Source organism: Falsiroseomonas frigidaquae (assembly GCF_012163145.1).
GTDB classification, from domain to species: Bacteria; Pseudomonadota; Alphaproteobacteria; order Acetobacterales; family Acetobacteraceae; genus Falsiroseomonas; species Falsiroseomonas frigidaquae.
This window is the reverse complement of record NZ_JAAVTX010000006.1, coordinates 263,014-286,378: the sequence shown is the minus strand read 5'-3', so window position 1 is coordinate 286,378 and position 23,365 is coordinate 263,014. Positions and strand designations below refer to the sequence as shown.

Annotated in this window: 26 protein-coding genes and 1 tRNA gene; 15 read left to right on the top strand and 12 right to left on the bottom strand. The window is 70.2% G+C overall.

Translation table 11 applies throughout. The annotated features are described in order from the left end of the window. Positions 1-3: 3 nt before the first annotated feature. On the bottom strand, positions 4-450 hold the full coding sequence (locus tag HB662_RS20930) for an outer membrane protein assembly factor BamE (protein ID WP_245185790.1): 447 nt from the start codon (positions 448-450) through the stop codon (positions 4-6). 229 nt (positions 451-679) lie between these two features. Here HB662_RS20930 and HB662_RS20925 point away from each other — a divergent pair, with 229 nt between their 5' ends. From HB662_RS20925 to HB662_RS20890, 8 genes are all read left to right on the top strand, one after another. Beyond that, positions 680-1,213, top strand: a complete 534-nt coding sequence (locus HB662_RS20925) for a ubiquinol-cytochrome C chaperone family protein (protein ID WP_245185789.1) — start codon at positions 680-682, stop codon at positions 1,211-1,213. After that, positions 1,210-1,773 carry a YceD family protein gene (locus HB662_RS20920; protein WP_168052396.1) on the top strand — a complete coding sequence of 188 codons (564 nt, stop codon included), beginning with the start codon at positions 1,210-1,212 and terminating at the stop codon, positions 1,771-1,773. Before HB662_RS20925 ends, HB662_RS20920 begins: the two co-directional genes overlap by 4 nt. 103 nt (positions 1,774-1,876) lie before the next feature. After that, positions 1,877-2,077 (top strand): 50S ribosomal protein L32, encoded by a 201-nt coding sequence (rpmF, locus tag HB662_RS20915; RefSeq protein WP_168052394.1) that lies wholly within the window; start codon positions 1,877-1,879, stop codon positions 2,075-2,077. Positions 2,078-2,120: 43 nt separating this feature from the next. Further along, positions 2,121-3,191, top strand: coding sequence for a phosphate acyltransferase PlsX (plsX, locus tag HB662_RS20910; RefSeq protein ID WP_168052392.1), 1,071 nt, complete (start codon positions 2,121-2,123; stop codon positions 3,189-3,191). Positions 3,192-3,193: 2 nt separating this feature from the next. Further along, the gene (locus HB662_RS20905; protein WP_168052389.1) at positions 3,194-4,168 is read left to right on the top strand and encodes a beta-ketoacyl-ACP synthase III; all 975 of its coding nucleotides are present in this window, start codon (positions 3,194-3,196) and stop codon (positions 4,166-4,168) included. Positions 4,169-4,305: 137 nt separating this feature from the next. Then, positions 4,306-4,626, top strand: coding sequence for an integration host factor subunit alpha (locus HB662_RS20900; protein ID WP_168052387.1), 321 nt, complete (start codon positions 4,306-4,308; stop codon positions 4,624-4,626). Beyond that, entirely contained in the window at positions 4,623-5,042 is a 420-nt protein-coding gene (locus HB662_RS20895) for a MerR family transcriptional regulator (protein ID WP_168052385.1), read from the top strand. The genes HB662_RS20900 and HB662_RS20895 overlap by 4 nt, the downstream gene beginning before the upstream one ends. 89 nt (positions 5,043-5,131) lie before the next feature. Continuing rightward, positions 5,132-5,208, top strand: a tRNA-Pro gene (locus tag HB662_RS20890). A 311-nt stretch (positions 5,209-5,519) separates the two neighbouring features. Here HB662_RS20890 and HB662_RS20885 read toward each other — a convergent pair. Together HB662_RS20885 and HB662_RS20880 are read right to left on the bottom strand one after the other, a co-directional pair. Beyond that, the gene (locus HB662_RS20885) at positions 5,520-6,254 is read right to left on the bottom strand and encodes an IclR family transcriptional regulator (protein WP_168052383.1); all 735 of its coding nucleotides are present in this window, start codon (positions 6,252-6,254) and stop codon (positions 5,520-5,522) included. 26 nt (positions 6,255-6,280) lie between these two features. Further along, positions 6,281-6,514, bottom strand: coding sequence for a hypothetical protein (locus HB662_RS20880; protein WP_168052381.1), 234 nt, complete (start codon positions 6,512-6,514; stop codon positions 6,281-6,283). A 723-nt stretch (positions 6,515-7,237) separates the two neighbouring features. Between HB662_RS20880 and HB662_RS20875 the strand changes: the two genes are divergently transcribed. Both HB662_RS20875 and HB662_RS20870 read left to right on the top strand, forming a co-directional pair. After that, positions 7,238-8,245: a hydroxyacid dehydrogenase gene (locus tag HB662_RS20875; RefSeq protein WP_168052379.1), complete on the top strand. Its 1,008-nt coding sequence runs from the start codon at positions 7,238-7,240 to the stop codon at positions 8,243-8,245. Between the two features lie 217 nt (positions 8,246-8,462). Next, positions 8,463-9,440: a tripartite tricarboxylate transporter substrate binding protein gene (locus HB662_RS20870; RefSeq protein ID WP_168052377.1), complete on the top strand. Its 978-nt coding sequence runs from the start codon at positions 8,463-8,465 to the stop codon at positions 9,438-9,440. A gap of 308 nt (positions 9,441-9,748) precedes the next feature. On the opposite strand, the gene soxA is transcribed toward HB662_RS20870, so the two are convergent. From soxA to HB662_RS20825, 9 genes are all read right to left on the bottom strand, one after another. Next, on the bottom strand, positions 9,749-10,477 hold the full coding sequence (gene soxA / locus HB662_RS20865; protein WP_245185788.1) for a sulfur oxidation c-type cytochrome SoxA: 729 nt from the start codon (positions 10,475-10,477) through the stop codon (positions 9,749-9,751). 14 nt (positions 10,478-10,491) lie between these two features. Then, complete coding sequence (gene soxZ / locus HB662_RS20860; RefSeq protein WP_168052373.1) at positions 10,492-10,812, bottom strand: thiosulfate oxidation carrier complex protein SoxZ; 321 nt, start codon at positions 10,810-10,812, stop codon at positions 10,492-10,494. A 3-nt stretch (positions 10,813-10,815) separates the two neighbouring features. Beyond that, positions 10,816-11,253 carry a SoxY-related AACIE arm protein gene (locus HB662_RS20855; RefSeq protein WP_168052371.1) on the bottom strand — a complete coding sequence of 146 codons (438 nt, stop codon included), beginning with the start codon at positions 11,251-11,253 and terminating at the stop codon, positions 10,816-10,818. After that, a complete protein-coding gene (gene soxX, locus HB662_RS20850) occupies positions 11,250-11,687 on the bottom strand; it encodes a sulfur oxidation c-type cytochrome SoxX (protein WP_171970266.1) in 438 nt (145 codons plus the stop codon). Before soxX ends, HB662_RS20855 begins: the two co-directional genes overlap by 4 nt. Then, complete coding sequence (locus HB662_RS20845; RefSeq protein WP_245185787.1) at positions 11,674-12,924, bottom strand: NAD(P)/FAD-dependent oxidoreductase; 1,251 nt, start codon at positions 12,922-12,924, stop codon at positions 11,674-11,676. Before HB662_RS20845 ends, soxX begins: the two co-directional genes overlap by 14 nt. Further along, complete coding sequence (locus HB662_RS20840) at positions 12,921-13,190, bottom strand: c-type cytochrome (RefSeq protein ID WP_168052365.1); 270 nt, start codon at positions 13,188-13,190, stop codon at positions 12,921-12,923. Before HB662_RS20840 ends, HB662_RS20845 begins: the two co-directional genes overlap by 4 nt. Then, positions 13,187-15,394, bottom strand: coding sequence for a xanthine dehydrogenase family protein molybdopterin-binding subunit (locus HB662_RS20835; RefSeq protein WP_168052363.1), 2,208 nt, complete (start codon positions 15,392-15,394; stop codon positions 13,187-13,189). Before HB662_RS20835 ends, HB662_RS20840 begins: the two co-directional genes overlap by 4 nt. 14 nt (positions 15,395-15,408) lie before the next feature. Beyond that, positions 15,409-15,870: a (2Fe-2S)-binding protein gene (locus HB662_RS20830; protein WP_168052361.1), complete on the bottom strand. Its 462-nt coding sequence runs from the start codon at positions 15,868-15,870 to the stop codon at positions 15,409-15,411. Positions 15,871-16,368: 498 nt separating this feature from the next. After that, positions 16,369-17,532 carry a multidrug effflux MFS transporter gene (locus tag HB662_RS20825; RefSeq protein WP_168052359.1) on the bottom strand — a complete coding sequence of 388 codons (1,164 nt, stop codon included), beginning with the start codon at positions 17,530-17,532 and terminating at the stop codon, positions 16,369-16,371. Positions 17,533-17,733: 201 nt separating this feature from the next. On the opposite strand from HB662_RS20825, the gene HB662_RS20820 reads away from it, so the two are divergent. From HB662_RS20820 to HB662_RS20800, 5 genes are all read left to right on the top strand, one after another. Continuing rightward, entirely contained in the window at positions 17,734-18,510 is a 777-nt protein-coding gene (locus HB662_RS20820; RefSeq protein WP_168052357.1) for a cyclase family protein, read from the top strand. Positions 18,511-18,619: 109 nt separating this feature from the next. Continuing rightward, entirely contained in the window at positions 18,620-19,444 is an 825-nt protein-coding gene (locus tag HB662_RS20815; RefSeq protein ID WP_168052355.1) for an FAD binding domain-containing protein, read from the top strand. A gap of 1 nt (position 19,445) precedes the next feature. Then, entirely contained in the window at positions 19,446-19,907 is a 462-nt protein-coding gene (locus HB662_RS20810; protein WP_168052353.1) for a (2Fe-2S)-binding protein, read from the top strand. Beyond that, positions 19,904-22,279: a xanthine dehydrogenase family protein molybdopterin-binding subunit gene (locus tag HB662_RS20805; protein WP_168052351.1), complete on the top strand. Its 2,376-nt coding sequence runs from the start codon at positions 19,904-19,906 to the stop codon at positions 22,277-22,279. Before HB662_RS20810 ends, HB662_RS20805 begins: the two co-directional genes overlap by 4 nt. Before the next feature lie 18 nt (positions 22,280-22,297). Then, positions 22,298-23,365: a C4-dicarboxylate TRAP transporter substrate-binding protein gene (locus HB662_RS20800; RefSeq protein WP_168052349.1), complete on the top strand. Its 1,068-nt coding sequence runs from the start codon at positions 22,298-22,300 to the stop codon at positions 23,363-23,365.

The window sequence follows — 23,365 nt, the reverse complement described above, 5'->3', positions numbered from 1 at the left end:
GCGCTACCGGCTCGGCGCGCCGATCGTCTGGTTGGCTTGGCCGCCGACGCCGGGCGCCAGGCGCCCGATATTGCCGAACAGCTGCTGCAGGATGGTCCGGTCGTTGCCCGGGGAGGGGGTGACGCGGGAGACGACCTGCACATCCCGCGCATCTTCCGGCCCGAAGCGCTTGATTTCCTGCACCACGCCGGCCGGGGTGAAGCTGATGGCGACCACGCGCTGGTCTTCCACCGACAGGGTCCGGCCCGGGCGCTGCCGGGTGACGCTGCTCATGTAGTACCAGGTCGAATTGTCGAAGGTGCTGGTCTGCGAGGGCGAGCCGATCAGCGTCTCGACATCGGCGCGGGAACTGACGCCGGGCGTGATCTGCGTCAGCGCCTCCTCATCCACCGAATGGCCGCGAAGCTGGCGCGGGCTTTCGAACAGCCCGGCTCCGGGAACCGACGGCATCCAGGAGCATCCGGCCGTGCCGAGCACGGCAGCCAGGGCCAGGACCAGCTGAGTGGCCCGAAGGCCCGGACGGGCGCCTCGGCGAGAGGTTTGACGGGCCGCAGAGGGCCGCAACATGTTGACCGCGTGCATGGGGCGCTCCATGTGCGGGCAATGCCACCCTCGCGGGTCGCGGTCAACGTTCCCCGGGGACGCGCGGGATTGTGGCCAATTGCCCGGATGGGAGTGGATGATGGGCCTGCTCGGCCTTTTCGCGCGCAAGCCGCATGAACGTGCGGGCTTCGAGCTTTACGGCGCGGCCGTCGCGGCGGCGCGGCAGCCGCGATTCTTCGCCGAACTCGGCGTACCCGACACGCTGGATGGGCGCTTCGACCTGGTCTCGCTGCATGTCGCGCTGCTGATTCGCCGGCTGCGGCGGGACCCCGACCCGGCGGGACCGAAGCTCGCCCAGGCGGTGTTCGATGCCATGTTCGCGGACATGGATGTGAATCTGCGCGAGATGGGAGTGGGCGACCTGGTGGTGGGGAAACGGGTGAAACGCATGTGGGAAGCCTTCCATGGCCGCGCCGCGGCCTACGAATCGGCCGTCGATGCCGGCGACGCGCCCGCGCTGGCGGAGGCGCTGGCCCGCAACATCTGGCGCGGTGAGGCACCGCCGCCCGGCGCCGCCGGGCAACTGGCCCGGCATGCCCTGGCGGTGGCCGAGGCGCTGGTGCCGCAGCCCATGGCGGCGCTGAAGCGCGGCCAGGCGGTGTTCGCATGAGCACCGATTCGCCCTCGCCGCCCGAATTCTCCCGCCGCCATCGCCTGGGCGGCACCGAGCCGCGCAGCCTGGAGTTGCGCGCCCGGCCGGAGGAATGCGCGGCTCTCGCCGCCCGCTTCCGGATTCCCGGAGTCGAGCGGCTGGACGCGTCGCTGACCCTCAGCCCGGAAACCGGCGGCACCACGCGGCTGCGCGGCCGGTTGCAGGCGGATGTGGTGCAGGAATGCGTGGTCACGCTTGGGCCGGTGCCGCAGGTGGTGGATGTGGCGCTGGATCTGCGCCTGCTGCCGCCCGGCACCCCGGCGACGGATGACGACCCCGACAGCCCGGACGAGATCGAGACCTTCGGGGATGCGGTGGATCTCGGCGAGGTGGTGGCGGAGCAGCTGGCCCTGGCGCTCGACCCCTATCCGCGCGCCCCGGATGCGGCGATCCCGCCTGAATTGGATGCCGGGTCGCCGAATCCGGACGCTACGCTTGAGCCCGAGGCCGATATGGACGATACGGCCCCGGAGCGCCCGAATCCCTTCGCCGTCCTGTCCCGCCTGAAGCGGAACTGAGCGGCGCAAGAAGCCCGGGGCCGCTTGCTTCCTTGGGCCGCGCGGTGCTAATGCCCGCGGCTCCGCTGATATTGCAGCTTGTTGACGAGAAAGGCTCGGCACCATGGCCGTCCCGAAGAGAAAAGTTTCGCCCTCCCGCGCTGGTATGCGTCGGAGCCATCAGGCTCTGACTGCCGCCGCGCATATGGAGTGCTCCAACTGTGGTGAGCTCAAGCGCCCGCACCACATCTGCTCGCATTGCGGTCATTATGACGGCCGTGAGGTGATGGCGGCCGATAAGGCCAAGGGCGTCGTCCGGGTCTGACCCGCACGAAAGGGCAACCGCCCATGTGGCGAAGGCTCTGAAAGTGGCGGGGAAGAACCTGGCAGGCAAGGTTGTGGCCGATTTCGCCCTGGCGATCGACGCCATGGGCGGCGACCACGCACCGGATTCCATCCTGGATGGGCTGGAGCTGGCCGCGGAACGCCACCCGAATGCCCGTTTCCTGCTCGTGGGCGATGAGGCGCGGATCGGGGCATTGCTCGCCCGTCGGCCGCGCGCGGCCAAGGCGTGCAGCCTGCGGCATGCGCCGGAAGCGATTCCGGGCGACATGAAGCCGACTGCGGCGTTGCGCGTGCGCGGGTCCTCCATGCGCATCGCCATCGATGCGGTCGCGCAGGGCGAGGCCTCGGGCGTTGTCTCGGCCGGCAATACCGGTGCGCTGATGGCGTTGGCCAAGATCGTGGTGAAGACGCTGCCGGAAATCGACCGGCCGGCGCTGGCAGCGATTGGTCCATCGGCGCGCGGCGACGTGGTGATGCTCGACCTGGGCGCGAACCTGCAGTGCGATTCGCGGAACCTGGTGGAGTTCGCCATCATGGGCGACGCCTTCGCGCGCGCCGTGCTGGGCCTGACCAACCCGACCATGGGCCTGTTGAATGTCGGTTCCGAGGAGCTGAAGGGCGACGAGCGTGTGCGCGTGGCGGCGGAGACGCTGCGGGACAGCCATCTCGGCACCAATTTCCGCGGCTTCGTCGAAGGCCATGACATCGCCGCCGGCACCGTGGACGTGATCGTCACCGACGGCTTCACCGGCAATGTCGCGCTGAAGACCGGGGAGGGCGCGCTGAAGCTGATGCGCGACCTGCTGCGCCAGGTCTTCACCAGCTCGATGCCGGCGCGGATGGGCTACCTGCTGGCCCGCCCGGCGCTGGACCGGCTGCGCGAATGGATGGACCCGCGGCGCTACAACGGCGCCGTGCTGATCGGCCTGAATGGCGTGGTGGTGAAGAGCCATGGCGGCACGGATGCCGTCGGCTTCGCCCATGCGGTGGATGTGGCGATGGACATGGTGACGCACCGCTTCAACGACCGGATCCGGGAAGGCCTGGCACTGCTGCCGAGCCCGGCCCAGCGACTCGCCGCCACCCCGCGCTGACCATGGGCAGCGTGATCAGCGGCGTGATCGCCGGCACGGGCGGCTACCTTCCGGCGCGCTCCGTCAGCAATGACGAGCTGGCCGCCGAAAAGCACCTCGACACCACCGATGCCTGGATCGTCGAGCGCACCGGCATCCGCCGGCGGCACTTCGCCGCGGACGGCGAGACCGCATCCTCTATGGGTATCGCCGCCTGCCAGGCGGCACTGGCCCAGGCCGGCGCCTCGGTGGCGGATGTGGATGCGGTGATCGTGGCGACCGCGACGCCCGACAGCGCCTTCCCCTCGACCGCCGCCCGTATCCAGGGCGGCCTCGGCGTGACGCGCGGCTTCGCCTTCGACCTGTCGGCGGCCTGCACCGGCTTCATCTACGCGCTGTCGGTGGCCGATGCGATGATCCGCACCGGCCAGGCGCGCGGCGTGCTGGTGGTGGGCACCGAGGTCTATTCCCGCATCCTGGATTGGTCCGACCGCGGCACCTGCGTGCTGTTCGGCGACGGTGCCGGCGCGGTGTTCGTGGTGGCGGAGGAGGGCAGCACGCGCGGCCTGCTTTCCACGCACCTGCATTCCGACGGCCGGCATGGCGACATCCTGCAGGTCGATGGCGGCGCCGGGTCCACCGGCGGCACCGGCGTGGTCCGCATGGCGGGGCGGGAAGTGTTCAAGCACGCCGTCACCAAGCTGGCCGCCGCGGTGGATGAGGCGCTGGCGGCCAACGGCCTCGGTCATGACGACGTCGCCTGGCTGGTGCCGCACCAGGCCAATATCCGCATCATCGAGGCGATGGGCCGCAAATTGCATCTCGGCCTGGACCGCGTCGTGGTCACGGTGGACCGGCATGCCAACACCTCCGCCGCCTCGATCCCGCTGGCGCTGGCGGAAGCCACGCGCGACGGCCGCATCAAGCCGGGCGATCTGGTGCTGATGGAGGCCATCGGTGGTGGTCTGACCTGGGGCGCCGCACTGGCGCGATTCTGAGCGATTCCCGCGCCCTATGGGGCGCGGCGGCAACACTGTGGCAGCTTCCTGCCACACAGTCCCAAACCTGTGGTTGACGGGCGTCCCGGAACCCGGCTTTCTTGCGACTTGAAGGGGTTGCAAGGACCTGCTCTGGCATGACGACGATCACGCGAGCCAATCTGGCGGAAGCGATCTACGCGCAGGTGGGACTCTCGCGAAACGAGAGTGCCGAACTGCTGGAGACGGTGCTGGAGCGCATGTCGGCGGCGCTTGAGGCGGGGGAGGCCGTGAAGATCTCCGCCTTCGGCTCCTTCGTCGTGCGCCAGAAGGGCCGCCGGGTTGGGCGCAACCCGAAGACCGGGGTGGAGGTGCCGATCCAGCCCCGCAAGGTGCTGGCCTTCCGGCCCTCCCACGTCCTCAAGGCTCGGCTGAACCCGGGCCTCGCCATCAGCCGAACGGCTGAAGACGACGCATGAGCGACGACGGCGCCGAAGGCGATGCCGCACGGGGCCGCCCGCGAAAGGCCCCGACAGCCTTCCGTACAATCAGTGAAGTAGCAGACGATCTTCAGATTCCGCAGCATGTTCTGCGGTTCTGGGAGACCAAGTTCCCGCAGCTCAAGCCGCTGAAGCGCGGCGGCGGCCGGCGCTACTACCGGCCCGAGGACATCACGCTGCTGCGGCGGATCTCCGACCTTCTCTATACCCAGGGCTACACCATCAAGGGCGTGCAGCGCCTGCTGCGCGAGGGCGGGCTGGACGAGGCGGGCAGCGCGCCCGAGCTGCAGCTCGGCGAAATCGATGAGCCGGAGGCGCCGGAGCCGGTGCGCGATGCGCTGGATGCGCTGGAACGCCTGGCGCATGAACTGCGGGTGCTGGCCGCCCGCGGCTGAAACGGGGCGCTGATGGGGGGCGCGAAGGGGCTGATTTTGCGCCCCGGGGGTTGGCGCCGTCGGCCCCCCGGTGCTATTGCCGCCGCAGTCGGAGCGTAGCGCAGTCTGGTAGCGCATCAGTCTGGGGGACTGGGGGTCGTGGGTTCGAATCCCGCCGCTCCGACCATTCAGCCCCAGAATCATTTCAAGTGGTTGTCCACAGGCGAGTAGCCGGGCCGCGATTTGGTCTTCTGCAGGTCACTCGCGCCATCGGGCCTGGGCGCGCCCGGGCCATGAAGCCGCGTCGCAGGCGACGCCCCCTTTAGACGAGCAGATCGACGGCCTCGAACTCCACCTGCCCCGGTTTCAGGCCGGACGGTGGGGGAGATCTGCCGGCGGCCACAGGCCTTCGAGGCAACATTCTATCGCTTGCGATCGCAACTTGGAACGCAACCGTCTTCTGCCTGCGCCGGATGTCGAACCGCAGCTCGGAACGACCTACTCCGCTGCGACGAGCGGCCGTTCCGGCATCTCGCCTCCGATACGCCGGGTCAGTGCCGCAGCCGCCTCGGCCAGGATCGGTCGCACGGCCGCCTGCGCCTCCGCTGTCCAGCGGATCACGGGCGCGGAGAGGGCCAGGGCCCCGGCGAGCTTGTCGCCGGGCCCGAAGACCGGCGCGGCCATCGCCCCGGTATGCGGATCCGTGGCGCCCATGGTGACGATCGGCAGGTCGAGCGTCGCGACATAGCCTGGCAGCGGCCGCTGCGCGAAGGCGCGGAGCACCTGGGCGATGGCGGAATTGTCGAGCGGCAGAGCGTCCCCGACCCGGACATGCATTCGTAGAAGGTGAGGGCTGTCCACTCGATACAGGCAGAGCCGCTGCTCACCACGCCGGATGTAGAAAGCCGCGGTCTCGCCCGTGCGCGCCACGAGCTCTTCCAGCACCGGCATGACGTGCGCGCCAAGCCGGAAGGACTGGGTGTAGATCGTGCCGAGGCGGAGCACCTCGGCATCCAGCCGGTAGGCGCCATCATCCTCGCGCGCGAGGTAGCCATGTTCCTCGAGCGAGATGGCCAGGCGCATGATCGTGCTCTTCACCAGCCCCGTGCGGTCCGCGAGTTCCGCCAGCGACAGGGCGCGATCTCCTTTGCGGAATGCGGACAGCAAGGTCAGGGCACGCTCCGCCGAGGCCACGCCCTCCAGCGCCGGTCGCCGCTTTCCGTTCTCCGCCATGCCCGCCTCCGGCCCTGCGGCTCCAGTTAAGCCGAATCCAGCCGCGCGCGCAGGATGCTACCCGTCTCGCTCCCGCTGATGAACAGGTCGTGCCCACCCAAGCCGCCCAGGCAGCGGCTGGTGGTGGAGGCGCCGGCGCGGGAGGTGACCGCAAGGAAGCGCCAGGCCGTGCCGACGCGGGTATGGGCGACCAGCAGGTTTCCGCAGTAGCCATCTGGTCCTGGTCCGCGAAGAAGATGCTGCCATCCGAGCCGAGGCAAGGGGTCGTTCAGCCCCGGGAAGCCCTCGCTGCGCGCGGCCTTCAGTAGCGGCGTGATCGCGTCGCTGGATGGATCCGTGCGGATCAGGCCGCGCTTGCAGTCTCCCTTTGTAGTCTTGCATTTCGAAACGGCATTTCGTTATAAGCGGGCGTCGCTCGGGCCTATCAAGAATGCCGCGGGCCGGGGAAGGAGGCGTTGGAGATGCCAGGACGCCATTTCTGCCGCCGCGCAACCTTCCTCGGACCGGCCGCACTACTGCCCACTCCGGCCCTCGCCCAGCGCGGCTGGCCGGCTGGGCGCCCGGTCGAGACCGTTGTTCCCTTTCGCGCCAGGTGGCGCCATGGCGCGAATCGTCGCGCCCTTCCTTGCCTGTCTGGCTCCCGTGTCGTGGTGAGCAACCGGGCCGGTGCCGACGGCCAGGTCGGGACCGAGGCGGCGGCGCACGCCGCGCCCTATTCGCCGACCCGGCCTGGTCCGAGGCTGCGGCCCGCGCGGGCTTGCCGCTCCAGCCCCTGGTCGGGGGCCTGTCGCGAACTGGCGCTTGGTGGCGATGCGGCGCTTCCAGCTTCCAGCTTCCGAACGATCGACCCGGAGATTGAAACCTCATTCCGCTGCCTTCCATACCCACGGTGGCGGACTCTTCAACGTGGGCCATGAGATCAGCGCGGCCTTAGCCATGAACATGCGCCCCGGCTTCCCGACCTTCTCCGAGAGAGCTCCTTCATGACTCAGCCTCATGCCGCGAAGCCCGCCGTCCTCGTCACGGCCGCGAAGCTGGCCCCGGAGGCGGTCTCGATCCTTACCGCCGCCGGCTATGCCGTGCCCTGCACCTCCGGCTATCCGTCCGAGGCCGAACTTCTCGCCGCCATCGCCGAGCACCGCCCGGTGGCGTTGCTGCACCGCCAGGGGGTCATCAACGGCACGGTGATGGATGCGGCCGCGCCCGCGCTGCGCGTCATCGCGCGCCACGGCGCGGGCGTGGACGGCATCGACCTTCCCGCCGCGGAGGCGCGCGGCCTCACGGTGACGCGGGCCGCCGGCGCCAACGCCCGCTCCGTCGCGGAACATGCCATGGCCCTGATGCTCTCCCTGCTGAAGGACCTGCCCGCCGTCACCGCCGGCATGCGCGAGGGGCTGTGGGAAAAGACGTCCCGCATGACCCGCGACGTGGCGGGTGTCTCGCTCGGTATCGTGGGCTACGGCGCCATCGGCTCCCGCGTTGCGCGACTGGCGGATGCCTTCGGCATGCGGGTCGCCGCCTTTGACCCGCTGCTGCCGGCCGGCCCCCTGCCGGGCCCCGGAGATCGCATGGCCGACCTGCCGGCGCTGCTCGCCCGCGCCGAGGTGCTGTCGCTGCATTGCCCGCTGGAAGCGGCGACGCGCGGCATGATCGGCGCGGCGGAACTCGCGGCGCTGCCGCGCGGCGCCATCCTGGTGCACACCGCCCGTGGCGGCATCGTGGATGAGGCAGCGCTGCTAGCGGCGCTGGATTCCGGCCATATCGCCTGGGCCGGCCTCGATGTCTTTGCGAAGGAGCCGCTGGACGCGGCCAGCCCGCTTCGCACCCATCCGCGCGTCCTGCCGACGCCGCATCTGGCGGCCAACACGCCGTTGGGCGCCGTCGGCATGTCCACGGGCGCGGCCGAGAGCATCGTCGCCGTGCTGGCGGGGCGCCTGCCGGCGCTGCCGGGCACCGTGGTGATCCCGGGTGGCCTGCGCGCGGCCGCCTGACAGGATGGCGGCAGGTCGCAGCAAGGGATGGTAGGGCGCGCATGACCCCGCGTCCTCCGCTCGCGCCAGCGCTCGCGCCGGACACCTTCACCTGCCTCGGCGCGCTGCGCGACGCCGGCTTCGATGGTGGAGTTGTCCACGGCCCCCCTTTGCGCCGGAAAGCGCAAGAATGTCTTCAACACAGCTGAACAGCTGGATTCCAAATGGAGAGGAAACCATGAGCATGCACACAGCCCTCACGCGCCGCGGCATCCTTGCCGCCGGCGTGGTGTCACTGGCCGCGCCCGCGCTGGCGCAGCCCGCCTGGCCGGCCGGCCGGTCCATCGAGGTCATCGTCGGCTTCGCGCCGGGTGGCGGGACCGACGTGATGGTGCGCGCCCTCGCGCAGTTCCTGCCGGCCGAGTTGCCCGGCGCCAACTTCGTCGTCTCGAACCGGCCCGGCGCCGGTGGCGAGACGGCCTATGCCGCGCTGCAAGGCGCCCGCCCGGATGGCTACACGCTCGGCACCATCAATACGCCGGGCTACGTCGCGCTCGGTGTGCAGCGCCGCGTCCGCTATGACCGCGCCCAGATCCGCCTGATCGCGCGCCTGGTCGACGATCCCAGCGCCTTCGTCGTGCACCGCGATTCGCCCTTCCGCACGCTGAAGGACGTGGTCGAGGCTGCGAAGCGCCGGCCCGGGACGATCAGCGTCGGCTCCTCCGGCATCGGCACCGACGACCATCTCGGCCTGACGCTGTTCGAGGCCGCGTCGGGGGCCGAGTTCATCCACGCGCCCTTCGCCGGCGCTGGACCCGTGCGGAACGCCGTGCTCGGAAAGCAGATCGACATTGCCGGCCTCAATCTGGGTGAAATCGGGATGCTGGGGCAGGAGAACCCACTCCTCCGCGCCATTGCCGGCATGGGCGAGCGGCGCTGGGAGCTGATGCCCGACGTGCCCACCTTCCGCGAGGAGGGCTACGACGTGCAGATGAGCAGCGAACGCGGGATCGGCGCGCCGCACGGCATTCCGGACGAGATCGCGAAGCGCCTGGAGGATGCGATCGCGAAGGTGATCGCCACGCCCGAATGGGCCGAGAAGGTCCGCCAGCTGGAACTGGCGATGTCCTTCCTGCGCGGCGCGGAGTGGGAGGCGCAGATGCCGGCGCAGCTCGCGCGCTACCAGGGGATCTGGCAGCGGACGCCGTGGCAGTGACAGGCAAGACGATGCGCCGCCCGCGGCAAGGTGCGCCATCCCTGGCCGCCTTGGGGCTGCGCACGGCCCGGGCGCAAGCATGACCTGCTAGCCGGGACATCCCACAGGTCGTAGGTGCCTCCGGGTCCTCAATCGGCGAAACGTCTTTCGCGAGGGAGCCTTGCGGCGATGCAGGAGAGGCAGCCGGTGCCGACCGAGTGCGGCCCGGTGGCCTCGCCCTGCCGAGCGGGCAGGCTGCCGGTACGCAGCTTCCGGATGGATTCTAGGCCGCAGGCAAAGGCGACGAGGTTCTGGCGCGTGCCTGGAGGTTACGGCCGCACTGCCGGGGTTTCGACCGCGAGGCCTGCGGCGCGGGACATCAGGAACAGCTCGATGGCGATGTATTCCGGGGCGCCATAGGCGAAGGGCTCGGCCCGCACCCCGGTCATGCAGCCACGCAGCCGGCGTTGCAGCGATCCCAGCGCCTGCCACTCCAGCCGGTACAGCGGGTAGCCGGTGGGATGCGCCTGCGGGATGATGCTGCCGGCGAGCCGCCGTCCCGGATGGTCGTCGTGGCACTGCGCGCAGGACAGGTCGAGCTGCCCGCGCCGTTCCGCATAGAGCGCCGCCCCCTGCACCCGTGCGGCATCCAGCCGCGGGTCCGCCGGTGGCGCAATCGGCAGGCCGCGCGACTGCTGCCCGACATGGGCCGAAAGCGCCAGCAGGCCCTGGCTCTCGCGCGCCAGCGGTGGCGCGCCCTGTCGATCTGTCCGGCACTGCGCGATGCGGCCGGCGAGGTCGATCGGCGCCTGCCGCGCCGTGTCCCAGGCCGGGTAGCGCGCCGCGACTCCCTGCATCGAGCCCTCGGCGTGGCAGGAGGCGCAGGATTGCCCGGCGGGCCCGGCAGGCTGCCGGAACAGATCCTCGCCCTCCAGTGCCCAGAGCATGCCGGGGTTGCTGGTATCGTCGCGCTGCATGGCCTGGGTCTGCGGCGCCATGTCCTCGAAGCCGGAGCGCCGTTCCTGCGCCAGGGCCGGCAGCGCGAGCAGGGCGAGCATCAGCGCGCGGTGGATCATGTGACGGTGAGGTCGCGCGTCTCGGTCTGCGCAAAGCCATTGTCGCCCTCCCAGCTCATTTCCACCACGCCTGATCGGGTGGCCACGGTGGTGAAGGACAGGAATGGGTTGGCCGCGATGGCGGGCGACAGCTCCGCCTGGAAGACGACCTCGCCATCATAGCGGCAGGTGAAGCGCCGGATGATGTCGCGCGGCGCCACCACGCCGTTGGCATCCGGCCGGTAGCCGGTCTCCATCAGGTGCTGGATCAGCGTGCGGATGGTGATGACCTCCCCGCGCGCCGCCGTGCGGGGGACGTTGATGAGCACACGTGCCATGGCCTAGCCCTCGATGCAGGCGGCGAGGGTGACGACCACCTGCGCCTCGTCCGACCAGAAGCTGCCATCCGACAGTGACGCCACCGCCAGCAGCCTTTGCGACGTCGCCAGCCGCATATGCGTCGCCAGCATCGCCCGCCCGGCACGCGGGCCAAGCTGCGCGGTGATGACATGCGGCTGGGGATTGCGTTCGTTGAAGACGGCGATGGCGCGGACGTGGTCCGCCGCCGTCATCGGACTGTCCACCACCACGCTGAGCGGCACGGTGTTGCCGTTCTCGACCAGCGGCGAGATGTCGAGCGTGACGCGGCCGCGCGTGACCGGCGCGCCGCCGGTGAAGCCGCGCACCGCCTCCGCCATCGCCTCCGCCGTCGCATGGGCGGCTCGGGGCAACAGAAGCAGGCCTGGTGCGGCGAGGAACAGGCGGCGGGGCGTGATCATGGGGCAGCCTCTTCGCGCAGCGTCATCAGGAAGGCCAGCACATCCTCGATCTCCGCCGCCGTCAGGATGGTGCGGCCCTGGAAGGCGGGGCCGACGCGGTGGAGACCCTCCCTGCGATGGTAGGAGGGCATGATGCTGTCCGGGTTCAAGCGCTTGCCATCGACCAGCCGCAGCCGGAGCTGGCCCTCGGTCCAGCGGCTGCCGGCGCCGGCCAGGCTGGGCGCGAGGTTGCCCTGGAAGGGCTCCTCCGGGAACGGCCCGGAATGGCACAGCAGGCACAGCCCGCGCTGGCGGTCGGCGACGATGGCGCGGCCGCGCGTTGCATCGCCCGGCGTGCCGGTCAGGGAGCGCGGGATCGCATCCTCCACCACCTCCTGCGCGGCAGCGGGCAAGGCCAGCAGCAGGAATGCCAGCAGGATGCTAGGCGAAGGCATCGGCTGTGATCGTCTCGAACCAGTCCTCGGCATATCGCGCCTCGGCCTCCCGCACCGCCGCCGGGGCCGCGAGGGGGCTGGTGCCGCCGGCGCCGGGCACGTCGGACAGCAGGCCGTTCGCCGGCTGGTAAACGCCCGCGACGGAAATGCCGTAGCCGGGCGCCACCAGGCTGTAGCAAGTGTTCAGCAGCTTCGGCGGCTGCACCGGCGCATCGCGCAGCAGCCCCGCGATGGCCGCCGCGCAGACCCTCGCCTGGGCATTCGCGGCGAAGGCGGATTTCGGCATGGCGCCGGCAATGGCGGCATCGCCGATCACATGCACGCCCGGCACCAGCCGGGACTCGAAGCTGGCCGGGTCGATCGGGCACCAGCCGCTACGGTCTGCCACGCCTGCCTGTGCCGCGATGTCGCCGGCGCGCTGCGGTGGGATGACGTTGACCACGGCGCCGGAATGGTCGCCGAAATCCGTCACCACGCTGCGCTCCCCCGGCTTCACCGCGGTGACGCGGCCGCCCATGGACAGGGGCACGTATTCCAGCAGGCCGGGATACAGCGCCGCCCAGGCGGCCTCGAACAGCCGCTGCTTGGAGAAGACATCCTTCGCATCCAGCACGATCAGCTTGGAGCGCGGCTTCGACTGTTTCAGGTAATGCGCGATCAGGCTGGCGCGCTCATAGGGGCCCGGCGGGCAGCGATAGGGATTGGCGGGGATGGTCATGACGACGGTGCCGCCATCCTCCATCGCCACAAGCTGGCGCCGCAGCAATTCGGTCTGCGCCCCGGCCTGCCAGGCATGCGGCAGCGCCTCCGCGGCGGCTGCGTCATAGCCGGGCAGCGCCTCGAAGCGCAGCGTGATCCCCGGTGACAGCACCAGCCTGTCATAGGCCAGTTCCGCGCCGTCGCGCAGCCTCACGCGCCGTGCCGTGGCATCGACGCCCGTCGCCGCCTGCTGCACCACCGCGATGCCCTGGGCCCGCAGCGCATCATAGCCGAAGCGTTGCGCCGAGATCGGCCGCAACCCGGCGATCACCGCATTGCTGAACGGGCAGGCGGTGTAGGTCGCGTTGGGCTCGACCAGCGTCACGTCCAGTGCATGCCCATGCAGCGCGCGGGCGCAGCTGGCGCCGCCGAAGCCGCCGCCGATGACAACCACGCGCGGCCGCCCCCGGCCTTCTCCCTGGGCCAGCGCCGGCGCCGGCAGCAGCAGCGCGGCGAGGCCGCGGCGCGAGAGCCTCATCGGACGATCCATGCGGCGATCGCCTGCGTCTCGGCCTCGGAGAGCCCCTTGGCCAGCCGGTCCATCAGCGTGGCCGGCCGTGTTCCTTCGCGGAAGGCGCGCATCGTTGCCGCGACCTCCGCCGCATCCCGCCCGCGGAGGGAGGGGATGGCGGCCCCCTCCCGCCCATGGCAGCCGAGGCAGGAGGAAGCGCCGGGTGGCGCCTCCTCCGCAGCTGCCGCGAAGGCCGCCAGTGCCAGGATCGGCGCCAGCTTGCGCGCGCTCACGTCCGGCGCAGGTCGGCCTGCTGCAAGGGCAGGGACCGAACCCGCTTGCCGGTCGCGGCGAAGACCGCGTTGAGCACGGCCGGCGCCGCCACCGCGATGGTCGGCTCGCCAACGCCGCCCCAGAAGCCGCCGGAGGGCAGGATGATGCTCTCCACCTTCGGCATGTCCGCCATCCGCATCACCGGGTAGGTGTCGAAGTTGGTCTGTTCGATGCGGCCATCCTTCACCGTGCAGGCGCCATAGAGCGCGGCCGAGAGGCCGTAGACGAAGGACCCTTCCACCTGGGCCGCGATCTGCTGCGGGTTCACCGCATGGCCGGGATCGGTCGCGGCGACGATGCGGTGCACCTTCAGATCGCCGGCGTCGCTGACGGAAACCTCCGCGCAGGCCGCCACGTAGCTGCCGAAGCCATGCGTCACGCAAAGGCCGCGATGCACCGCCTGACCGTTCACCGGCGCCGCCGGCGTGCCCCAGCCGGCCCGTTCCGCCACCGCGTTCAGCACCGCCAGGTGCTTCGGGTGGTTCGCCATCAGCGCCCGGCGGAACTCCAGCGGATCCTTGCCGGCGGCATGCGCCAGTTCATCCATGAAGCATTCCAGGTAGATGGCGTTCTGGTTCAGGTTCACGCCACGCCAGAAGCCGGGCGGCACATGCGGGTTGCGCATGGCATGGTCGATCAGCAGGTTGGGGATGGTGTAGCCGATATCGGCTTCGCCACCGCTGGCGTTGAGCCCCTGGAACACCACCGGGTCACGGCCGTCGCGGATATTCTGCGGGAAGATGCCGGCGACGATGGACTGGCCGGAGATGCGCATGGTCAAGCCTGTCAGCTTGCCCTCCGCATCCAGCCCGCCCACCAGCTTGCACATGGTGACAGGGTGGAAGCGGCCCTGCAGCATGTCCTCCTCCCGCGTCCAGAGCAGCTTCACGGGCGTGCCGGGCATCTGCTTGGCGATATCCACCACCTGGCGAACCCAGTCATGCACCGCGCCGCGCCGGCCGAAGCCGCCGCCGAGGTGGATCTTGTGGATTTCCGTCTGCGCCGGCGGCAACCCGGCCGCTTCCGCCGCGGCGGCGTGGGCGGCTTCGCCATTCTGCGTCGGCGTCCAGACCTCGCAGCGTTCCGGGGTCCAGACGGCGGTGGCGTTCATCACCTCCATGCAGGCGTGGTTCTGGTGCGGATAGCCGTAAACGGCCTCGATGCGCTTCGTGGCACCGGCGAGGCCGGCGGCGGCATCGCCGGCGCGGTTGCCGAGCGCCGCCTGCGGCGCCTCCAGCCCTTCCCGCATCACCGCCTCGAAACTGGCGGAGGAGGCATTGGCGTGCTCGCCCTCGTCCCAGGTAATCTTCACGGCATCCAGCGCCGTCTTGGCGCGCCACCAAGTGTCGGCAACCACGGCCACGGCATAGTCGCCGACCCGCAGCACGCGCTTCACGCCCGGCATGCGCTCCGCCTCGGCGCTGTCCACCTCCCGCACCTTGCCGCCGAAGACCGGGCAGGCGTGGATCGCGGCGTTCAGCATGCCGGGCAGCTTCAGATCCATGCCATAGACCTGGCTGCCATTCAGCTTGGCGCGGGTATCCAGCCGCGGCACGGGCTGGCCGGCGATCTTCCAGTCGGCCGGGTTCTTCACGGCCACATCCGTCGGCACCGGCAGCCGCCCGGCGGCTTCCGCCACCTGCCCGTAGGTGGTGGTCCGCCCGGTCGGCGCGTGGGTGATGACGCTGGCGGCGGCGCGGCATTCACCGGCCGGCACGGACCACGCATTGGCGGCGGCCTGCACCAGCATCATGCGTGCCGCGGCGCCGCCCTTGCGGACATAGTCGTGGCTGTCACGGATGCCGCGGCTGCCGCCAGTGGACATATTGCCCCAGATACGGCCACGCGCCAGGTTCTGGCCGGGCGTCGGGTATTCCGTGGTGACCTTGGCCCAGTCGCATTCCAGTTCCTCCGCAACCAGCTGCGCGAGGCCGGTCAGCGTGCCCTGACCCATCTCGGACCGGGCGATGCGGATGACGACGGTATCGTCCGGCTTCACCACCACCCAGGCATTCACCTCGGGCGAGGCCGGCGCTGCGGCAGGTGTCCCCTGGGCCGCGGCCTCCCCAGGCATAGGGATGCGGAAGCCGAGGGTGAAGGCGCCGGCGGCAGCGACCGCGGTGCCGAGGATGCGGCGGCGAGACGGATTTCTAATGGCGTTCATGGTGCGCTTCCTCCTCAACCGGCCGCGGACGAACCGGCGGCGCGCTGCACCCCGGCGATGACCCGGTTGTAGGTGCCGCAGCGGCAGATATTGGTGATCTCCTCGCGGATCTGTGCCTCGGTCGGGCGCGGCGTATTCGCCAGCAGCGCGGCGGCGGCCATGATCATGCCGGGCTGGCAGAAGCCGCATTGCGGCACATCCAGCGCCAGCCAGGCCTGCTGGATCGGGTGGCTGCTGTCGGGCGACAGGCCCTCGATCGTGACGATCTTCTGGGTCTCGTCGAAGGCGGAGACCGGCATGGCGCAGGATCGCATGGCGGCGCCGTCCACATGCACGGTGCAGGCGCCGCACTGGGCGATGCCGCAGCCATACTTGGTGCCGGTCAGATTGAGGTGTTCGCGCAGTACCCAGAGCAGGGGCGTATCATCCTCCACCTGCACGTCCATGATGCTGCCATTGACGTTGAGCTTTGCCATTTGCCGTCCTCCCACCAATAGGTTGCAGCAGCGCCCAGTTTCGAGCGCATGCGCGGCCCATCCATCGACACAACCTATGATGGCAAACGCTAACAGCTTGCGGGCGAAGGCGACAACACATTCCCATGGTAGATCGAGGGGCCTGCCACATCTGGCCTGGGACCTGGCCCTGGTCGGATGAACCGCCCGGACATCGCCCAGGGCGGTAGCGTCCGCGGAGGTTGTGCAAGATCCGGCTTCGGCCGGGGTGTTGGGTTCGGGTGGCCATCGGCCCTGGCAGCCAGGGTAGCGTTGCGAAGCTCCCGCCCCTGACCGGCCGAGGACCCGATGACCGACGACGGATTGGCTACTGGCGGACCTGCTGGCGAAAGCCGGAGGCGGAGACTTCCTTCGTGGCGTTGCCGAGGCGGTGCTGCAGATACTGACGGAGGCTGATGTGAAGGCCTGATGGGCGCCAGCGTCGGTTCGAATCCCGCCGCTCCGGCCATCGAGCCCCCGCTACCGCCCAGGTCGCAGCAGGTCCGCCAGAAGCGCGGTGCCGACGCCGGCCAGCATCAGCAGCGCCATCGGCACCGCATCCTCCCCCGTCAGCGCGCCCACCAGCCCGGCGCCCAGCGCCGCCAGGCCGAATTGCAGCACCCCGAGCAGGGCGGAGGCGCTGCCCGCGCGCATGCCGTGCCGCGCCAGCGCGCCGATCGCCGCATTGGGCAGCACCAGTCCGGTGCAGGCCAAGGCGAGGCAGGCCGGCAGGTAGAGGCCGAGGAAGCCGCCCCAGCCGGTGAACGCCGATGCCGTCATCAGCAGCACCGAAAGCGCCGCCGCATACAACGCGACCCGCGGCACCAGCCCGCCGAATCGGGTGAGCAGCCAGGGGTTGAACTGCGTCAGCCCGATGAAGCCGATGGCGCTGACCGCGAACAGCAGCCCGAATTGCGACGGCGCGATGCCGTATTGCGCGATATAGACCTCCGGCGCGCCGCCGATGAAGGCGAAGACCATGAACATGGAGGCACCGCCCATTACCGCATGGGTGATGAAGCCGCGCTCCACACTGATGCGCCCGAAATCGGCCAGGAGTCCCAGGGGGGAGCGGCGCACCCGGCGCTCCGCCGGCAGCGTCTCCGGCAGCAGGAAGCCCGCCAGCAGGCAGGAGGTCAGGCCATAGCCGGCCGAGACCCAGAAGATGATGCGCCAGCCCGCGGCCTCCAGCAGCAGCCCGCCGATGGTGGGTGCCAGGATCGGCGCGGCGCCCATCACCAGCATCAGCCGCGACATCAGCCGCGCCGCATCCAGCCCGGTCGCCAGGTCCCGCACCATGGCGCGCGGGATCACCGCGCTGGCCGCGCCGCCGAAGGCCGCCAGGCAGCGCCAGGCGGAGAGCATGGCGATGTCGGTGGACAGGGCGCAGCCGATGGAGGCGACCGTATAGATGGCGGTGCCGATGATCAGCGGCCGGCGGCGGCCGAGCCGGTCCGCCAGCGTGCCCTGCACCAGCTGCCCGACCGCCAGGCCCAGGAACCAGGCCGAGAGCGTCGCCTCCACGCCGCCCCAGCGGGAGCCGAGCTCGGCCTCGATGGCCGGAAAGGCGGGCAGGTACATGTCGGTGGAAAGCGGCCCGACCGCGGTCAGGAAGCCGAGCAGCAGCGGAAGCCAGCGAGGCATGGAAATCCTTGTGGGATGGCGTGCGCCGGGTCTGCGCTGCGGAGTATTGGACGTGACCATGCAGGAGGGTCGGGGCGCCTGCCAACGCCGATTGGCGGAACCGGGTATACGCTGCGGGCCGGGCAACAGGCGAAATGAGGAGTTTCCCCCGCTACGTCGGCGCGCGCTAGGCTGCCGCAAGGCCAGGGGGAACAACGAACGATGCCGCGCCGGATCATCGACCTGTCGATTTCGCTCGATAATGACGTGGTGCAGGACCCGCCCGGTTACGGCCCCTCCATCGAATACCGCACCCACAAGGACTCGGCGGCGGAGCTGGTCGCCTTCTTCCCCGGCATCACGCCGGACCAGCTGCCGGATGCGGAGGGCTGGGCGATGGAATGGGTGAAGCTCTCCACCCATAACGGCACGCATCTCGACGCGCCCTGGCATTATGCCAGCACCATGGATGGCGGCGCGCCGGCGCTGACCATCGACGAGGTGCCGCTGGATTGGTGCATCGGTCCGGGCGTGCGGCTGGATTTCTCCGACTACGCCGACGGCCATGTGGTGACGGCGGCGGAGCTGGAGGCGGCGCTGGCCGCCATCGGCCATACGCTGCGGCCGGGCGATATCGTGCTGGCGCATACCTCGGCCGGGGCCTGCTATGGGCGGCCCGACTATGTCTCCCGCGGCTGCGGCTTCGGGCGGGAGGCGACGCTGTGGCTGACGGCGCGCGGCGTGCGTGTGGTCGGCACCGATGGCTGGTCCTGGGACGCGCCCTTCGTCCACACCAAGGCCAAGGTCGCCGCCACCGGCGATGCCAGCCTGATCTGGGAAGGCCACAAGGCGGGGCGGGAGGCTGGCTACTGCCAGATCGAGAAGCTGACCAACCTCGACAAGCTGCCAGCCACGGGATTCACCGTGAGCTGCCTGCCGGTGAAGATCACCCGTGCCTCCGGCGGCTGGTGCCGGGCGGTGGCGATCTTCGAGGATTAGGCGTCACGCAACCGCGCTGGACAAACCCCGCCGGGCCGACAACTCTACCGCATAACAAAGCCGCGGCCGTAACGGACCGCGGCGGACGTCCAGGGAGAGTATCGGAGCGGTGAAACCAGCCCCCTTCGCCTATGCGCGCGCCTCCACCCTGGCCGAGGTGTTCGACGCGCTGGAGACCCATGGCGACGCGGCGCGGCTGCTGGCCGGCGGGCAGAGCCTGGTGGCGGCGCTGAACCTGCGGCTCGCCAGCCCGTCGCTGCTGCTCGACATCAATGGCGTCGCCGCGCTGCGCGGGGTGACCTTCGCCGATGGCCTGCTGCGCATCGGCGCGCTGACGCGGCATGCGGAGCTGGGGGCGGACCCGCTGGTGGCGTTGCACGCGCCGCTGCTGGCCCAGGCGGTGCCGCACATCGCCCATGCCGCCATCCGCAACCGCGGGACCATCGGCGGGTCCCTGGCGCTGGCCGACCCGGCGGCGGAACTGCCGGCCTGCGTGCTGGCGCTGGAGGCGGTGCTGGTGCTGGCAAGCCGCGCGGGCGAACGGCGCGTGGCGGCGGGCGATTTCTTCCAGGGCCTGTACCGGACGGCGCTGCGCGGCGATGAGGTGCTGGCGGCGGTCGAAGTTCCCCCCCGCGCCGGGGCGTCCTGCACGGTTCAGGAACTGGCGCGGCGGCATGGCGACTACGCCATCGTCGGGCTGGCTGCGCAAAGCCTGGGGCAGGGGGTGCAGCTGGCCTGGTTCGGCGTCGGCGCGGTGCCGCTGCGCACGCCACTTGCGGAGGCCGCGCTGGCCGCCGGCGATATCGCGGGCGCGCAGGCGGCGCTGGCCGGGGAGCTGGACCCGCCGGGGGATCTGCATGGCCCGCCCGCCTTGCGCCTGCATCTGGCGCGCGTGCTGCTCGGCCGCGCCGCCGCCGCGCTGAAGGGGCATTGAGATGAAGCTGGACCTGTCCCTGACGGTGAATGGGGAGGCCGTCTCCGCCCGCATCGAGCCGCGCATGCATCTGGTGGATTTTCTCCGCGAGGTGCTGGACCTGACGGGCAGCCATGCCGGCTGCGAGCACGGCGTCTGCGGCGCGTGCTCGATCCTCGTGAACGGGCAGATGGTGCGCGGCTGCCTGATGCTGGCCGTGCAGGCGGAAGGCGCCGAGGTCTGGACCGTGGAGGGCCTGACCGAGACCGGCGCCATCGCCGCGCTGCAGGAGGCCTTCGTGGCGCGCAACGCCCTGCAATGCGGCTTCTGCACGCCGGGCATGCTGGTGGCGGCAGCGACGCTGCTGAAGGCTAACCCGACCCCGACGCGGGAGGAGATCCGCGAGGGCATCAGCGGCAATTACTGCCGCTGCACCGGCTACCACGCCATCATCGACGCCATCGAACAGGCCGCGCGCGCATGAACGAGCTTTCGTCGGTTGATCGGCCCAATTCCTACATCGGGCGCTCCGTGCCGCGGCCGAATGCGAAGCGGCTGGTGGCGGGGCGCGGGCAGTATGTGGACGACCTGCGCCTGCCGCGCATGGTCCATGTCGCCTTCCTGCGCAGCCCGCACGCCCATGCGCGTATCCTTTCCATCGACAGCACGGCGGCAAAGGCCGCGCCCGGCGTGGTGCGGGTGGTGACGGGGGCGGAGATGGCCGCGGTCTGCACGCCCTGGGTCGGCGTGCTGCACCATCTGAAGGGCCTGAAATCCGCGCCGCAGCACGCACTTGTCGTGGATCGCGCCTGCTGGCAGGGGGAGCCGGTTGTCGCCGTCGTCGCGCGGACGCGGGCGGAGGCGGAGGATGCGGTCGGGCTGGTCGAGGTGGCGTGGCAGGAACTGCCGGCGGCGGTGGATATGGAAGCGGCACTCGCTACCGGCACGCCGGTGATCCACCCGGATCTGGGCGACAACCTGGCCTTCACGCGCGAGCATGTCGGCGGCGAGCCGGATGCGTGTTTCGCCGATGCGGAGAGCGTGGTGGTGCAGGCGGTGTTCCACACCGGACGGCACACCGGAGTCTGCCTGGAGGGCCGCGCCATCCTGGCGGACTACAACCCGGCGGAGGGTCGCCTGACGGCGTACCATTCGAACCAGGCGCCGCACATGATGCAGACGGTCTTCGCGAAACACCTGGGCCTGCGCGAGGGTGATGTGCGCGTGGTATGCCGCGACGTCGGCGGCAGCTACGGCATCAAGGTGCATGTCTATCCCGACGAGATGGCGACGGCGGCGCTGTCGAAGATGCTGGGCCGCCCGGTGAAATTCGCCGCCGACCGGATGGAGGGCATGGTCTCCGACATCCACGCCCGCGACCATCGCATCGCGGCGCGTGCGGCGGTGACGAAGGACGGCGTGATCACCGCGATGGAGATCGATGACCTCACCGGCATCGGCCCCTATTCCGTCTATCCGCGCACCTCCGCGGTCGAGGGCAACCAGGTGGTGAACCTGTGTGGCGGGCCCTATGGGCTGCGCGGCTACAAGGCGCGCACAACGGTGGTGTTCCAGAACAAGACGCCCACCTGCCAGTACCGCGCCGTAGGCCACCCGATCGCCACCACGGTGACGGAAGGGCTGGTGGATCTCGCCGCCGAGGCGATCGGCATGGACCCCGCCGAAATCCGCCGGCGCAATCTTCTGGCTGATGACGTCTATCCTTTCCGCAATCTCGCCGGCCTGGCCTTCGAGGGGCTGTCGCACCACGCCTGCCTGACCAAGCTGCTGGCGATGATGGACTACGAAGGGCTGAAGGCGGAACGCGATGCGCTGCGCGCGAAGGGCGTGTATCGCGGCATCGGCATCGCCAGCTTCATCGAGCTGACCAATCCCTCGCCCTTCATGTACGGCATCGGCGGCGCACGGATTTCCGCGATGGACGGCGCGACGGTGCGGCTCGACCCCGATGGCAGCGTCGCCATCGCCTCCGGCGTCACGGAGCAGGGGCAGGGGACGGAGGCGATGCTGGCGCAGATCGTCGCCGGCGCCGTCGGCGTCGATCTTTCGCGTGTGCGCGTCACCACCGGCGATACGGAGACCACGCCCTATGGCGGCGGCACCTGGGCCAGCCGCGGCGCGGGCATCGGCGGAGAAGCGGCGCTGCAGGCAGGCAATGCGCTGCGCGAGCAGATCCTGGTGATTGCCGGCGCCATGCTGCAGGCCGCGCCCGAAAGCCTGGATGTGCGCGGCGACGCCGTGGTGGATCGCGACACCGGCGCCGAAAGGCTGCCTTTGGAAGAGCTTGGCCGCATCGTCTATTTCCGCGGCGATACGCTGCCAAAGGATCTGCCGCGGGAGCTGGTGGCGACGCGGCACTATACGCCGAAGGATTATCCCTTCGCCTTCACCAACGGCGCGCAGGCCAGCTACCTGGAAGTCGATGTCGAGACCGGCTTCGTGAAGCTGCTGAGGCATTGGTGCGTCGAGGATTGTGGCACCGTCATCAACCCGATGCTGGTGGACGAGCAGATCCGCGGTGGCGTGGTGCAGGGCCTCGGCGGCGCGCTGCTGGAACACTGCGTCTATTCGCCGGAGGGGCAACTGTTGACCGGCAGCCTCGCCGACTACCTGCTGCCGATGTCGGGCGAGATGCCGGATATCGCGGTGGCGCATGTCGAGACACCGACGAAGGAATCGGCCCTGGGCGCCAAGGGCGCGGGGGAGGCGGGAACGGCGGGCGCGCCGGCCGCCGTGCAGAACGCCATCAACGACGCGCTGCGGCCCTTCGGCGCGCGCGTCTTCGCACAACCCTTCACACCCGCGCGCATCCTCCCGGCGCTCGGCAAGATCTGAACAACAGGGAGAACGAACATGCACAGCATCACCCGCCGGGCGCTGCTCGGCACCGCCGCCGCCGCCCCGCTCGCCGCGCCTTCGGTTCTGGCGGCGCAGACGCAGATCAACATCACCATCGCCGCCTCCCACCCCACCACCATCGCCTGGATCTGGGCGATGCAGCAGGCGCTGATGCCGGCGGTGAACCAGGCGCTGGAGAACACCCGCTTCCGCATCCGCTGGCGCGAGGCCTTCGGCGGCACGCTGTACCGCTTCACGGAGACGCGCAACGCGGTGAAGGACGGCATCACCGATGTCGGCTTCGTCGGCACCCTGTGGGAAGGCAGCGCCATGCCGCTGCAGAACGTCACCTACTTCACGCCCTTCGCCACCGACAACCTGCGCCTGCAGGTCGATGTGATGGAGAAGATGACGGCCGAGATGCCGGAGATGCAGAAGGCCTGGACCGACAACAACATGGTCTATCTCGGCACCTGCGGGACCGAGACCTATGACCTCTGGACCACCTTCCCGGTGCGCACGGTGGAGGACCTGCGCAACCGCAAGATCAGCGCGCCCGGCGTCTCCGCCACCTGGCTCGGCGGCACCGGCGCGGTGCCGGTGAATGGCGCGCTGACCACCTACTACACGGATATCCAGACCGGCGTGAGCGAGGGCACCATGTCCTTCCCCTCCGGCATCTTCCCGGTGCGGGTGCATGAGGTGGCGAAGTACATCACCAAGGTGAATATCGGCTGCATGTATGTCGGCGGCATCGGCATGAACAGGCAGACCTTCAACCGCCTGGACCCGGTGGTGCAGGCCGCCTTCCGTACCGGCGGCAAGGCGTACACCGCGGCGCTTACCAATCGCGTGCTGGAAACCAGCGAGGCGAATATGCGGGAGATGGTGGCGAAGGGCGCCGAGCTCTCCACCCTGCCGGCCGCGGAACGCCAGCGCTGGGTCGATGGCCTGCCGGATATCGCTGGCGACTGGGCGCGCACCAATGAGGGCCGCGGCCAGCCGGCGAAGAAGGTGCTGGCGGCCTATATGGACGGGCTGCGCGCCGGTGGCGCCACGCCTGGGCGCGCCTGGACGGCCTGA